Consider the following 14,348-nt stretch of genomic DNA (forward strand, 5'->3'; position numbering starts at 1 on the left):
CTCTCCACGGATGAGATGGCCGCGAGACCTGTACCCCTCACCCGGATCGCATCTTCGATGCGATCCGACCTCTCCCCGCAAGCGGGGCGAGGTAAGAAACGCCGGAACGCATAGCGGAGAACCCACATGAGCAAATCACTGCAAGACAAGGTCATCATCGTCACCGGCGCAGGCCGTGGCATCGGGCGCGAGATTGCGCTTCTGTGCGCCGCCGAGGGCGCCAAGGTCGTCGTCAACGATCCCGGCGGAGCCGCCGACGGCGCCGGCGCGAACGCGGCGCCCGCCGAGGAGGTGGTCGAGGAGATCAAGAAGCGCGGCGGCACGGCGGTCGCCAATTTCGAGAGCGTCGCGGAAGCCATTCCCGCCAGCAAGATCGTGAAGACCGCGACCGATCATTTCGGCCGGCTCGACGGCGTCGTCAACAATGCCGGCATCCTGCGCGACATGATCTTCCACAAGATGAGCGTGGAAGCGTTCGAAGCCGTCATCAAGGTACATCTGATGGGCTCGTTCTACGTCAGCCACGCCGCAGCGCGCATCTTCCGCGAGCAGGAGTCGGGCTCGTTCGTGCACTTCACCTCGACCTCCGGCCTGATCGGCAACTTCGGCCAAGCCAACTACGCCGCGGCCAAGCTCGGCATCGTCGGGCTGTCGAAGTCGATCGCGCTCGACATGGGCCGCTTCAACGTCCGCTCCAACTGCGTCTCGCCGTTCGCCTGGACCCGCATGATCGGCACCATTCCGACCGAGACCGACGCCGAGAAGGCGCGTGTCGAGAAGATCAAGCAGATGGGCCCGGAGAAGATCGCCCCGCTCTGCGGCTATCTGCTCGGCGATTCCGCCAAGGACGTCACCGGCCAGATCTTTGGCGTGCGCATGAACGAGATCTTCCTGTTCAGCCAGAACCGTCCGATCCGCTCGGTGCAGCGGAGCGAAGGCTGGACTCCGCAGTCGATCGCGGAACACGGCATGCCGGCGCTGAAGGGCTCGTTCTACAAGCTCGATCGTTCGGCCGACATCTTCACCTGGGATCCGGTGTGAGATTGCGCGAATAGGGAGTGGCGAATGGCGAATAGGGTTTCTATTCGCTACTCGCCATTCGCAATTTGCCCTACCCCGTATTCCGCAAGCCCGCCGAAATCCCGTTGATCGTCAGCTGGATCCCGCGCAGCACCTGCTCGTCGGGGTTCTGCGCGCGGTGCTCTCTCAAGAGCTCGACCTGCACGTGGTTGAGCGGATCGAGATAGGGGAAGCGGTGGCGCACGGAGCGCTCCAGCAGCGGGTTGCCCTGGAGCAGACGGTCCTGACCCATGATGTCGAGCAGCGTCTCGATGCAGGAATGCCATTCGCGGCGGATGCGGCCAAAGATTTTTTCGCGCAAGGCCTCGTCCGGCACCAGCTCGGCATAGCGCGAGGCGATCGCGATCGAGCTCTTGGCCAGCACCATGTCCATGTTCGACAGCAGCATGCGGAAGAACGGCCATTCCTGGTAGAGCTCTTTCAGGAACGGCATGCCCTGCTCTGGATGCTCCGCGATCCACTGCTCGACCGCGCTGCCGAAGCCGTACCAGCCCGGCAGCATCAGGCGACATTGCGCCCACGAGAACACCCAGGGAATCGCGCGCAGATCCTCGATCGCGCGGGTCTTTTTGCGCGAAGCCGGACGGCTGCCTATGTTGAGCGTGGCGATCTCGTTGATGACGGTGGACGACCAGAAGTACTCGACGAAGCCTTCGGTCTCGTAGACGAGGCCGCGATAGGCCTTGAAGGCGAGGTTCGAGAGTTCGTCCATCGCGGTCAGATATTCGCGGCGCGGCGCGCTCTGGCGCGGATGCAGCAGACTTGCCTCCAGCGTCGCCGCGGCGAGGATTTCCAGATTGTTGCGGCCGACCTCGGTGTTGGAATATTTCGACGAGATGATCTCGCCCTGCTCGGTGATGCGGATCTGGCCGTTCACCGCGCCGCCGGGCTGCGCGATGATGGCGTCATAGCTCGGCCCGCCGCCGCGCCCCACGGAGCCGCCGCGGCCGTGGAACAGACGTAAGCGCACGTGGTGCCGCTCGAACACTTCGACGAGGCCGATCTCGGCCTTGTAGAGCTCCCAGCCCGAGGTGACGAAGCCGCCGTCCTTGTTGCTGTCGGAGTACCCAAGCATGACCTCCTGCACGCTGCCGCGGCTGTCGACGAGCCGGCGGTAATCGTGCAACGACAGCATGCGGTCCATGATGCCGCTGGAAGCCTGCAAATCCTCGATGGTCTCGAACAGCGGCACGATGTTGATGGCGCTGCGGCCGGAGGGATGGACGAGGCCGACCTCCTTCAGGAGCACGGCGACCTCGAGCATGTCCGACATGCCCTTGCACATCGAGATGATGCATTGAGGAATGGCGTCCGAGCCGAATTTCGCATGCGCTTCCGCGGCGGCATGGAACACGTTGAGCTCGCCCATGGTCTCGTCGCTGTATTTGACGAAGGGCGAGACCAGCGCGCGCGTCGATCGCAATTCGTTGGTCAGCAGCGAGATGCGAGCGTCCTCGCCAAGCGCGAGATAGGACATGCCGGGATTGGCGGCGTCGATCAACTCGGCGATGGTGCGCTCGTGGACGGCCGAGTTCTGGCGAATGTCGAGCCGGGCCAGGTGAAAGCCGAAGCAATCCACCGCGCGGCGCAAGAGCCGCAGCCGGCCGCGGGCGATGACGCGGGCGTTGTTGGAGATCAGCGAGCGATGCAGCACGTCGAGATCGGCCAGCAGCTCCCTGACGCTCTCGTAAGGCGCCGCTTTGCCGACAGGCCGGCGCGTGATCTCGACTTCGAGCTTTTCGGCCGTCGCGGTGAGACGGGCATAGATGCCTGATACCGCGAGGCGATAGGGCTCGCCGCTCCGGTGCGGCGAGGTGTCCGGCGAACGCTCCGCAAGCGTGCGCAGCTCCTCGGAGACGTCGGCGAGATGGGCTGCGATCGACAGCTCCGCGCCGAGCACGTGCAGCTCGTTGAGATAGAACTGCATCACCCGGCTCGACTGCAGCCGCAGCGTGCCGCGCATCACGTCGGCGGTGACGAAGGGATTGCCGTCGCGGTCGCCGCCGATCCAGCTGCCCATGCGCAGGAACGAGGCAAGCTCGCCGGCCGCCTGCTCGCCGCTCTCCTCCAGCCGATCCTCCAGCGCGTTGATGAGCCGCGGCACCTCGCGCAGGAAGGTGTAGTCGTAGAACGACAGGCCGTTGGCGACCTCATCCAGCACGGTGAGCTTGGTCCGGCGCAAGAGGTTGGTCTGCCACAGCGTCAGCACCTCGCGGCGGAGCTGCTCGTCGCTGGCAGCCGCCTCCTCCGCGGTCAGTGCAACCCGCTCGCGGCGATCGAGCAGGGCTGCAATCTCCATCTCGCGGTCCATGGTGCTCTTGCGGCGGACCTCGGTCGGATGCGCGGTCAACACCGGGCTGACCAGCGCGGTCTTGAAGAAGGTGCGGAGCTGATCGGGACCAATGCCCGCCGCCTTGGCGTGCGCCAGTGTCTCCGCCAGCACGCCGGAGCTGCCATTCTTGGCCGCCGCGCGTGCGCGCATCTGTCGAATATTGTTCTGGTCCTCGGCGATGTTGGCGAGGTGCGAGAAATAGCTGAAGGCGCGGACGATCCGCACCGTCTCGGAGGTCGACATGCTGTCGAGGATCTGCTCGAGCTCGCGGCGGGCGAGCCGGTCCTCGTCGCGGTGGAACCTGATCGAGGTCTGCCTGATGCGCTCGACCAGGTCGAACACGTCGGCGCCCTCCTGGTCGCGCACGGTGTCGCCCAGAATGCGCCCGAGCAGGCGGATATCGTCCCGCAGCCGGGCATCGGCCTCCATCGCCTGGACATCCTCAGGGCGGTTGGGGCGCTGCTCAGTGCTGTCGGATGGTACGGTCTGGAGGGACATGGCTCGCTCCCCTGCTCGCGCCCTTGGCGGCCCGGTCCGGCGGAGTGTGCGATACTTTTCTACCGCAGTGCAAGATGAAGTTGGGGCGACGCACCGTGGATCGGAGTGCGACGACCTCGTGTCCCGGACAAGCAGCAACGCCTTCGAGCGTTGCTGCGCCGAGCGGGGACCCAGGAGCCTCAGAGCACATCGCCGCAATGGGCCCCGGCTCTGCAGCGCACCACGCCGCGAAGGCGCGGCGCACTGCGCTGCGTCCGGGGCACGAGAAAATAGCTAGTCGTATAATAGGCATGCCTTCGCGGTCTCGCGGCGCAGGCGCCCGAAGTTTTGCTTTCCGTTTCGCCCTCATCGAGAAGCAAGGGCGCAGGGAAGGCCGGGCGCCAGCCGGCACCCAAGGTCCGCACGCGACAAGACGCACGCGGGGTGACCACAGGTGATGCCGGAACATCCCGGCCTTCCCTGCGCAATGGTTTTACGGCTTATGGCGCGCTCTCCCCGGGGAGCGATGCACTATTGCCCCCGTCGCCTTGCGGATCACTGATGCGCGCACCCGGTCGGGCCGCTTCACCACCGCAAGCCTTGACGCACAGACCCCGGGCGTCAGGACCACACGCTTTTGCCGTCCGCGGACGTCTCTCCCGGACTGTCGGAAGCTCGCGCGTGCTCGCCCCCAATGCCGAAAAGCAACGTTGTGACCACACCGTGTCGTGCCGCGGATCGCGATGGCTCACGGGTTTGCCCGCCCTGCCATCCCGTCACGCGCCGGCGCTGCCGCGTCCATCGCATCCTGGCCTACGTATCGTGACGATCGCGAAACGTCCCTTTGACGAGCCGGGATGTGCTGCGGTTTACCCGAAACAGCGAATTCGGTCAATCAGAATATTTGCACTCCCGCCACTTGACCTGCATTGGCGTGTTTTGCCCGTCGGGCAACGCGAGGCATGGTGTGCGCCGCATCGCCTGGCCGCGTCCCGCCGCAGCCAAAGGCGCCCCCGGCGTCTGGTTTGCCACCGACAGCCAGCGTAACAAACGAATGGAGGTTCGTCGCCGAAGGGTCAAAGAGCTGACGTCTCGACCATGTCCAATTCCAGCGCTTGCTACCGCCAGAAAGCAAGATGACAACTTGCGGCGATGGTGGCAGAATGATGACAGACGTGGTTTGAAGACTTGGCGACCAAGAACAACGAAGAGAATAGTTCGCCGCGGTCACGTTGTCCAAGGGAGGAGATGGCTCATGAAACGCATGTTTCTGGGACTGGTCGCCGTTGCCCTGATCGCTTCGGCGTTTGTCGTATCCACCACAACAGTCATGGCGCAGACGAAGGTGTTGAAGATGCAGGCCACATGGCCGGCGTCGCTCACGCTCTATGACAACTTCACCTATTTCGTCGATCGAGTGAACAAGCTGTCAGCCGGCGCGCTGAAGATCGAGGCGATGCCCGCCGGCCAGGTCGTGCCGGCGTTCGAGGTGCTGGACGCAACCAACAAGAAGGTGCTCGACGGAGCGCATGCGTGGGCCGGCTACTGGACCGGCAAGAACAAGACCGCGATCCTGTTCACCGGCGGTCCCGGCGGCACCTTCGGCATGGACTTCATGGACGTGATGGGTTGGCTCTATCACGGCGGCGGCCTCGAGCTTTACAACGAGTTTTATCAGAAGGAGCTCAAGCTCAACCTCGTCGTGTTTCCAATCCTGCCTGCAGGGCCGCAGGCGTTCGGCTGGTTCAAGAAGCCGATCCAGACGGTCGAGGACATGAAGGGCATGAAATGCCGCCAGACCGGCATGGCCGGCGAAGTGTGGCAGGCGCTCGGCTTCACGGTGGTCAACATGCCGGGCGGAGAAATCATTCCCTCCGCGCAACGCGGCGTGATCGATTGCGCCGAATGGGTCGGCGGCATCGAGGACATGCAGCTCGGCTTCCACAACGTCTGGAAGTATCACTATTCACCCGGCTTGCATGAGAACGTGACGGTCGGCGAGCTCGTCATCAACGGCGATGTGTGGAAGGAGCTCAGCCCGCAACATCAGGAGATCATCAAGTCGGCGGCCAACGAGACATTCCTCGTCTGGTGGACCAAGTGGCAGCGCCAGAACGCCGATGCGCTGATTGAGATGCAGCAGAAGCACGGCGTACAGATCCTCCGCACGCCGACGGAGATCCTGCTGGCCTTCATCAAGAAGTGGGACGAGATCGCGGCCGCCGAGGGCGCCAGGAACCCGTTCTTCAAGAAGGTGCACGACTCGCAGAAGGCTTATGCCAGCGCTGTGGTCCCGTACAAGAGGTCTTACTTCCCGCCATACTCCTTCATGGCGAACTACTACTTCCCAACCGAGAAATAGGACTTCCTCCGAGGGCGGCCGATTTGACCGCCCTCAATTCGCACGCAGGCGGCCTGCTTTGCGCCGCACGAATGATCGGCGAAAGGGGCGAGGCATGGCTGAGATAACAGGCGGGCAGCCACCGGCGCTTCTGGCTATCATCAGGATGATCGACGGCTTCACCGACCGGACCGGCACGATCATCTCGTGGCTCTCGGTGCCGCTGGTTCTCGCCGTCGCCTATGAGGTTGGAGCGCGTTACCTGTTCAATGCGCCGACCATATGGGCCTACGACGCAACCTACATGCTGTACGGCTCGCTCTTCATGCTTGGCGCCGCTTACGCGCTGCACAAGGGTGCTCATATCCGTACCGACTTCTTCTGGGAGAAGTTCTCGATCCGTAGCAAGGGCTGGATCGATACGATCTCCTATGTCGTCTTCTTCTTCCCGAGCCTGATCATGCTGTTCCTGATCAGCTGGAACGAATTCCACTACGCCTGGCTGATCAACGAGACCTCGGACCAGACTCCCTGGCGGCCCGTGCTGTGGCCGTTCAAATTCGTCGTGCCGCTCGCCTGCCTCCTGCTGCTGGTCCAGGGCGTGTCCGAGTTGATCAAGAGCATCTACATGGCGCGCACCGGCGTCGAGCTGGAGCATAAGGAGAAAGTCGAGATATGACCGCAGAAGCGCTCATCGGCCTCATCATGCTGCTGGTGCTGCTGGGCGCGATCTTCATCGGTGTGCCGATCTCGTTCACGTTGCTGTTTCTCGCCTTCTCGTTCGGCTACTGGGGCATGGGCGGGACGGTCTTCGAGCTTGGTTACTTCCAGACCATCGGCATGATGAAGGAAGAACTTCTCGCCGCCGTACCGCTGTTCATCTTCATGGGCTTCATCACCGAGCAGGCGGGACTCATGGAGCGCCTTTTTACGGCGTTCCGCATGCTGCTTGCGCCGGTGCGCGGCGCACTCTTCCTCGTCGTCATCCTGACCTCGACCGTGTTCGCGATGGCGACAGGCATCGTCGGCGCAGCCGTCACCGTTCTTGGCATCATGGCATCGCCGATCATGACGAAGGCGGGCTATGATGCCAAGCTTTCAGCGGGCACCATCACGGCGGGCGGCACGCTCGGTATTCTCATTCCCCCGTCGGTCATGCTGATCGTGATGGGGCCGGTGCTCGGGGTTTCGGTCGCCGATCTCTATGCTGCAGCCTTCGGACCGGGCTTTCTGCTGGCCGGCGTCTACATCATCTATCTGATGGGCCGCTCCTTCATCAATCCCAAGCTCGGGCCGCCAGTGCCAAAGGATGAGCGGATCTACTCCGCTGGATACATTGCACGCGAGGTGGCCGTCGGAACGCTGCCGCTGCTCGGGCTCATCACGGCGACGCTCGGCTCGATCATCGGGGGGCTTGCGACGCCGACGGAGGCCGCCGGCATCGGCAGCGTCGGCGCGCTGATCCTGGCCATCGCATATCGCAGGTTCTCGCTCAGCGGACTGCAACGGGCGCTGATCTCGACGATGGCGACGTCGAGCATGGTCCTCCTGCTGGCGGTCACGTCGAACATTTTCGGTGCGGTGTTCGCCCGCCTTGGCTCAGCGAACTGGATCACCGAGACGATGCTCGGCCTGCAGTTGCCGCCGAGCCTCATGCTGATTGTCGTGCTCCTTCTCATTTTCCTGCTGGGGTGGCCGTTTGAGTGGCCGGCCATCATCCTGGTGTTTCTGCCGATCTTCTATCCTGTCGTGAAAGGCATGGGCATCGACCTCATATGGTTCGGAGCGTTGGTTGCGGTGGTGCTGCAGACCGCCTTCCTGTCGCCGCCCGTCGCCATGTCAGCGTACTATCTCAAGCAGGTGGTCAAGGGCTGGAGTCTCGGAACGATCTACGCTGGCATGTTCCAGTTCATGGTGCTGCAGGTGATCTGCGTTGGCCTGATGATTGCCTTCCCCGGCATTGCGACCTGGTTCCCGCACACGCTGCATGAAGCATCTCGCAGCCAGGTGATCCCGGAGGAGTACAGAAAAATCCTGGAACAGCAGAAACAAGCACCGTCCCTGGAAGACGAGGACTGGTTGACACCAAAAAAGAAGTAGCCCGCGCGATTGAGTCCGCGACGGCGCCACACGGCTCCGCTCTGCCGCCGAACGCCGACGTTGAGGCGACGTCCTAAGCCGGCACGATCACCTTGCCGATCGGCCAGAGCGCGATGCCGGCGAGCTTCAGATGGGCCCAGGCGAACGGGATGCCGATGATGGTGACGGCGAGGACGAGCGCGGTCAGGAGGTGACCGAGTGCGAGCCACCAGCCGGCGAGCACGAACCAGATGATATTGCCGATCACCCCGAGCGGGCCGGTGCCGATATCCTCGACGCCGGTGACATCGTAGCGGTTGACCGCCCGGGAGCCGAACGGCAGCAGCGTGTAGACGGCGATGTTGAACGCCGCCCGCGCCCAGGGCAGGCCGATGATGGTGATCGCCATGACGATCGCGGCGATCAGCCAGCCGAACGCCATCCAGGCGCCGCCGATGAGGATCCAGAGGATGTTGAGCAGGATGGAAACGGGGGCCATGGGACGATCCGGAGGTGGATGATCCCATCCATATAGGCTCGGAATTTGTCCGTGCTAGGACGCTTCCAGCGCGCGGGGCGTAGCCCGGATGGAGCGAAGCGTAATCCGGGATGATCTTTCCACGGCGAGAGATCCCGGATTACGCTTCGCTCCATCCGGGCTACGAAGTAGCTAGATCTTCCGCCCCGCCTGCTCCCAATAGGGATCGCGCAGGCGGCGCTTGAAGATTTTTCCGGAATCTTCGCGCGGCAGGCCGGTGCGGATCTCGATGTGCTTGGGCACCTTGTAGTCGGCCAGATGCGCCTTCAGCGCGGCGCGGACATCGGAAGCAGCGAGCGTGACCCCGGGTTGCGGCTCCACCACCGCCATCAGCGCCTCGCCGAACTCGGCGTCGGGGATGCCGAACACGGCGCAATCATGCACGCCGGGCACCGCATGCAGCACGGATTCGATCTCGGCCGGGTAGATGTTGACGCCGCCTGATATCACCATGTCGCGCTTGCGGTCGCAGATGAAGACGTAGCCGTCTTCATCGATATAGCCGACGTCGCCGGAGGTGATGAAGCCGTCGCGGTCGATCTCGGCGCGCTTCTCCGGCTTGTTGTGATAGGTGAAATCGGCCATCTCGGCCATGCGCGAATAGATCTCGCCGATCTCGCCGACGCCGAGCACGCGTCCGTCGTCGCCGATGAAGCGCAGCTCGGCGCCGGGCGAGATCCTGCCGACGGTGCCGGGCTTCTTCAGCGCGTCCTCCGACGTCGCGAAGGTCACGGCGCTGGATTCGGTCGAGCCGTAGAACTCGTAGATCACCGGCCCCCACCATTCGATCATGGCGCGCTTGACGTCGGCCGGGCACGGCGCGGCGGCGTGGATGACGTGGCGGAGCGAGGAGACGTCGTACGTCCTGCGCACCTCCTCGGGCAGCTTCATCAGGCGGATGAACATGGTCGGCACCATGAAGATGGTGTCGATCTTGTAGCGCTCGATCGCTTGCAGGAATTCCTCCGCCTCGAAGCGCGGCATCAGCACCAGCACCCCGCCGAGCTTGCCGGCGCGGATGCCGAACGAGTTCGGCGCGGCATGATAGAGCGGCCCCGGCAGCAATGCGCGGGCGCCGGGCTTGAGCCCATAGATCATCGCACGCATGCGCTCACCGGCGGTCTGCTGTTCCGGCGTCGGCGCGTTGCGGCGGACGCCCTTGGGATGGCCTGTCGTGCCCGACGTGTAGATCATGTTCATGGGCTGCGGCACGATCGGGCCGTCATAGGGCGGGTGTTGCGCGAGCCAGGCTTCGAAGTCGATCGCGAAGTCCGGCTTCGTCAGATGATCCGGATCGATCTTGTAGTTGGAGCGGATTTCCGGCGGCGTCGGCACACTGAGCACGGTGACTCCCTCAGGAATCGCATCGCGCAAACCGTGCAGCATGTCGGCATGAGCGATCAGGACGGCGGTGCCGGAATCCTTCAGGATGTAGATGATCTCCTCCGGTTTGAAGTGCCAGTTGATCGGCACGCCATAGGCGCCCAGCCGCATCGCGGCGTAGGCGGCTTCGAGGAAGGCGATGTCGTTGCGCATCAGCATGCAGACGCAATCGCCCTGGCGGACGCCGATCTTGGCGAGGCCGGAGGCGATGCGGTCGGCGCGCTCAGTGACCTCGCCGTGAGAGCGGCGGCGCTCGCCGGAGACGATGCCGAGGAAGGGGGACGTTTGGCTCATTGTTGTTTTTCTTTGTTGTTGTTTGTGCCGTCATTTCGGGTCGATGCGCAGCATCGAACCCGGAATCCATTTCACAGCGAACGATGCGGCTCGATGGATTCCGGGCCTGCGCCTACGGCGCATCCCGGAATGACCCAAAGCTAATCCGCAAAATTCGGCGCGCGCTTTTCCAGATTGGCGCGCACGGCCTCGGTCTGGTTGGGGCTGCCGATCAGCTTCTGCTGCTCGACGGATTCGGCGAGCAGCGCCGGGCCCGGATCGACCGAGAGATTGTTCAGCATCCGCTTGGCCGCGCGGATCGCATCGGGGCTTTTCCCTGCGATCTCGCGCGCGACATCAAGCGCCGCAGCGCGCGGATCGTCGCAGATGCGCGTGGCGAGGCCGTAAGCCAGCGCCTCCTGCGCCGAGAAGATCCGCCCGGTGTAGGTGAGATCGCGCAGGATGTCATCGCGCACCAGCGAGGCCAGGATCGGCGTGCCAGCCATGTCGGGCACGAGGCCCCATTTGATCTCCATGATCGACATGCGCGCATCCGAGCTGAGAAAGCGCATGTCGGCGCCGAGCGAGAGCTGGAAGCCGCCGCCGAAGGCGACGCCGTGCACGGCCGCGATCACAGGCATCGGTAGCTGGCGCCAGCCCCACACTGCTTGTTGCGCGAAGTTGGCCTTGCCATATGTGCGCACCGTGAGATCCCGATTTTCGCCACCCGGAATTCCGTTGCCCCCCTTCTCCTTCATGGCGGCAAAACGCCCCATGTCCAGCCCGGCGCAGAAGGCGCGGCCTTCGCCCGAGAGCACGACGGCGCGCACGCCCTTCTCCTTCGACAGCCGGTCGGTTGCGGCGACGAGGGCCTCGAACATGGGCTGATCCAGCGCGTTCATCTTGTCGGCGCGCACCAGGCGCACATCGGCGACGCCTTCCGAGATCGAGATCGAGACGCGATCTTCCATGGACGAATTCTCCCCTAGTTCTTGCCTGTTCTTGTTCAGTGCCGCTTTACAGGACGCCGGCGGCCGGATTTAGTCAATCGACCAATTAACTGACAATCCCTACGGGGGAAACAGCCATGTTCAAGGAAAATCTTCTGGCCGGCCGGCGCATTCTCGTGACCGGCGGCGGCACCGGCCTCGGCAAGTCGATGGCGGCGCGCTTTCTCCAACTCGGCGCCGAGGTGCACATTTGCGGTCGACGCAAGATCGTGTGCGACGAGACCGCAACCGAGCTGATGGATCTCTACGGCGGCCGCGTCACCAGCCACGGCGTCGACATCCGCAATGCGCTCGCGGTCGAGGAGATGATCGAGAGCATCTTCCGCGATGGCCCCCTCACCGATCTCATCAACAATGCGGCCGGCAATTTCATCTCGCGGACCGAGGAGCTCTCGCCGCGCGGCTTCGATGCGGTCGCCAACATCGTCATGCATGGCACGTTCTACGTGACACATGCGGTCGGCAAGCGCTGGATCGCCTTGAAGCAGCCCGGCAACGTCGTCTCGATCACCACGACCTGGGTGCGCAACGGCTCGCCTTACGTGGTGCCCTCGGCGATGAGCAAGTCGGCGATCCACGCCATGACGATGTCGCTTGCCACCGAATGGGGACGACACGGCATCCGCCTCAACACCATCGCCCCGGGCGAAATCCCGACCGAGGGCATGAGCAAGCGCATCAAGCCCGGTGACGAAGCCGGCGCGCGCACCAAGGCGATGAACCCGATGGGCCGCGTCGGCACCATGGAGGAACTGCAGAACGTGGCCGTGTTCCTGATCTCCGGCGGCTGCGACTGGATCAACGGCGAGACCATCGCCATGGACGGCGCCCAGGCGCTCGCCATGGGCGGCAACTTCTACCAGCTCCGCGACTGGAGCGACGACGACTGGAAGACCGCGCGCGAGAGCATCATGGCTCAGAACGAGAAGGACCGCGCGAAGCGGGGGTGACGGCGCATTGCAAATGCGCGGACGTGTAAGGGGCTGACGTTTTCACCGCGCCCCCAGTTGTCGTCCCCGCCTAGTGCGCAAAGCGCACGGGGGCGGGGACCCATAACCACAGGGAGAAGTCGTGGCGCGAGACAGGTAACTGCATGTCTTCGCCAAACAACTTCATGTCGCTATGGGTCCCGGATCTGCGCGCGCTTGAGGCGCGCGCTTGTCCGGGACGACAGCGGAGCCCATCTTGTCTTCACCGGCGGATGACGCCACACTCCCGGGCATAAAAACAAACGCCTGCGGGAGAAACATGTCCACACAGAAACTGGCGAACCTCGCCGACATGGTGCGCGAGCGTGCGAAGAGCCGCGGCAGCGCCATCGCCTATGAATTCGAGGGCCGCACCACGAGCTTCGCCGAGTTCGACATCAAGACCAACAAGGTCGCGAACGCGCTCCTCGCAATGGGCGTAAAGAAGGGCGACCGCATCGCCTATCTCGGCAAAAACAGCGACATCTATTTCGAGCTCCTGATGGGGGCGATGAAGACAGGCGTCGTGATGGCGCCGGTGAACTGGCGGCTAGCAGGGCCCGAGGTCGCCTTCATCGTCTCAGATTGCAAGGCGCCGGTGCTGTTCGCCGGGCCGGAGTTCATCACTCAAGTGCGCCAGATCAGGGAGCAGATACCAAGCGTGCGCACCGTCATCACCACCGAGGGCGGCGCGCCGGAATGGCCGGATTTTACGGCATGGCGCGATGCGCAGAGCGGCGATGATCCGAAGGTGCCGATCGACACCACGGACATCGCGATCCAGCTCTACACGTCGGGCACGACGGGCAAGCCGAAGGGCGCGATGTTGTCGCATGCCAACTTCCTCAACCTGGTGCAATCCGGCAATGCCGAGGACAAGCCGGAGTGGAACCGGTGGTCGACCGACGATGTCTCGCTGGTGGCGATGCCGATCTTTCACATCGGCGGTTCGGGGTGGGGCGTCATGGGGCTCTATCACGGCGCCCGCGGCGTGATCGCGCGCGAGTTCGACCCGACCAAGGTTTTGGATTTCTTCGAGCAGTCGGGCATCACAAAACTGTTCATGGTGCCGGCGGCGATGCAGTTCGTGGTGCGGCAGCCACGCGCCAGGACGGTCGACTTCTCGCGGCTGAAATACATGCTGTACGGCGCCTCGCCGATTCCCGCAGCGCTGCTGAAGGAATGCATCGAGGTCTTCAAATGCGGCTTCGTGCAGCTCTACGGCATGACCGAGACCACCGGCACCATCGTCGCGCTGCCGCCGGAGGATCACGTCGAGGGGCTGGAGCGGATGCGCTCGGCCGGCAAGGCGCTGCCGGGCGTCGAGATCGCGATCCTGGATCCGGACGGCAAGCCGCTGCCGCCGCGGCAGGTCGGCGAAATCGCAACGCGCTCGGGCTCCAACATGGCCGGCTACTGGAACCTGCCGGAGGCGACCGCATCCACGCTGCGCAGCGACGGCTGGCTGCGCACCGGCGATGCCGGCTACATGGACGAGGACGGCTATCTCTACATCCATGACCGCATCAAGGACATGATCATCTCCGGCGGCGAGAACATCTATCCGGCCGAGGTCGAGAGCGCTCTGTGCGACCACCCCGATGTCGCGGAAGCCGCCGTGATCGGCGTGCCTGACGACAAATGGGGCGAAGCCGTGAAGGCGATCGTGGTGATGAAGCCGGGCAAGCAGGCGACTGCCACCGAGATCATCAACTTCACCCGGACGCGCATCGCCGGCTACAAGACGCCGAAGAGCGTGGAATTCCTGCCTGCGCTGCCGCGGAATCCGTCTGGCAAGATCCTGCGGCGGCAGCTGCGCGAGCCGTATTGGGCGGGGAAGGATCGGCGGGTGAATTGATCCGCGGTG

General features: G+C 63.9%; 10 protein-coding genes. 6 read left to right on the plus strand and 4 right to left on the minus strand.

Annotation, left to right across the window (positions count from 1 at the left end):
* The first annotated feature begins 126 nt into the window (after positions 1–126).
* A complete protein-coding gene (locus XF30_RS27975) occupies positions 127–1,041 on the plus strand; it encodes an SDR family NAD(P)-dependent oxidoreductase (RefSeq protein WP_109144458.1) in 915 nt (304 codons plus the stop codon).
* Positions 1,042–1,111: 70 nt separating this feature from the next.
* Here XF30_RS27975 and ppc read toward each other — a convergent pair whose 3' ends face one another.
* Complete coding sequence (gene ppc, locus XF30_RS27980; RefSeq protein WP_109144459.1) at positions 1,112–3,910, minus strand: phosphoenolpyruvate carboxylase; 2,799 nt, start codon at positions 3,908–3,910, stop codon at positions 1,112–1,114.
* Positions 3,911–5,144: 1,234 nt separating this feature from the next.
* On the opposite strand from ppc, the gene XF30_RS27985 reads away from it, so the two are divergent.
* The 3 genes from XF30_RS27985 (at position 5,145) to XF30_RS27995 (ending at position 8,330) form a co-directional block, all read left to right on the plus strand.
* On the plus strand, positions 5,145–6,251 hold the full coding sequence (locus tag XF30_RS27985) for a TRAP transporter substrate-binding protein (protein WP_036006206.1): 1,107 nt from the start codon (positions 5,145–5,147) through the stop codon (positions 6,249–6,251).
* Between the two features lie 94 nt (positions 6,252–6,345).
* A complete protein-coding gene (locus tag XF30_RS27990) occupies positions 6,346–6,909 on the plus strand; it encodes a TRAP transporter small permease subunit (protein ID WP_109144460.1) in 564 nt (187 codons plus the stop codon).
* 26 nt (positions 6,910–6,935) lie between these two features.
* Positions 6,936–8,330, plus strand: a complete 1,395-nt coding sequence (locus XF30_RS27995; protein ID WP_225127319.1) for a TRAP transporter large permease — start codon at positions 6,936–6,938, stop codon at positions 8,328–8,330.
* A 73-nt stretch (positions 8,331–8,403) separates the two neighbouring features.
* On the opposite strand, the gene XF30_RS28000 is transcribed toward XF30_RS27995, so the two are convergent.
* From XF30_RS28000 to XF30_RS28010, 3 genes are all read right to left on the minus strand, one after another.
* Positions 8,404–8,808: a YccF domain-containing protein gene (locus XF30_RS28000; protein WP_036006208.1), complete on the minus strand. Its 405-nt coding sequence runs from the start codon at positions 8,806–8,808 to the stop codon at positions 8,404–8,406.
* Positions 8,809–8,979: 171 nt separating this feature from the next.
* Complete coding sequence (locus tag XF30_RS28005) at positions 8,980–10,524, minus strand: acyl-CoA synthetase (RefSeq protein ID WP_109144461.1); 1,545 nt, start codon at positions 10,522–10,524, stop codon at positions 8,980–8,982.
* Between the two features lie 140 nt (positions 10,525–10,664).
* Entirely contained in the window at positions 10,665–11,474 is an 810-nt protein-coding gene (locus XF30_RS28010) for a crotonase/enoyl-CoA hydratase family protein (RefSeq protein ID WP_109144462.1), read from the minus strand.
* A 116-nt stretch (positions 11,475–11,590) separates the two neighbouring features.
* Between XF30_RS28010 and XF30_RS28015 the strand changes: the two genes are divergently transcribed.
* Together XF30_RS28015 and XF30_RS28020 are read left to right on the plus strand one after the other, a co-directional pair.
* Positions 11,591–12,463: an SDR family oxidoreductase gene (locus tag XF30_RS28015; protein WP_109144463.1), complete on the plus strand. Its 873-nt coding sequence runs from the start codon at positions 11,591–11,593 to the stop codon at positions 12,461–12,463.
* Between the two features lie 298 nt (positions 12,464–12,761).
* Positions 12,762–14,339: a fatty acid--CoA ligase gene (locus XF30_RS28020; RefSeq protein ID WP_109144464.1), complete on the plus strand. Its 1,578-nt coding sequence runs from the start codon at positions 12,762–12,764 to the stop codon at positions 14,337–14,339.
* Positions 14,340–14,348: the final 9 nt, after the last annotated feature.

The organism is Bradyrhizobium sp. SUTN9-2, from assembly GCF_003122645.1.
Taxonomy (GTDB): Bacteria; Pseudomonadota; Alphaproteobacteria; order Rhizobiales; family Xanthobacteraceae; genus Bradyrhizobium; species Bradyrhizobium yuanmingense.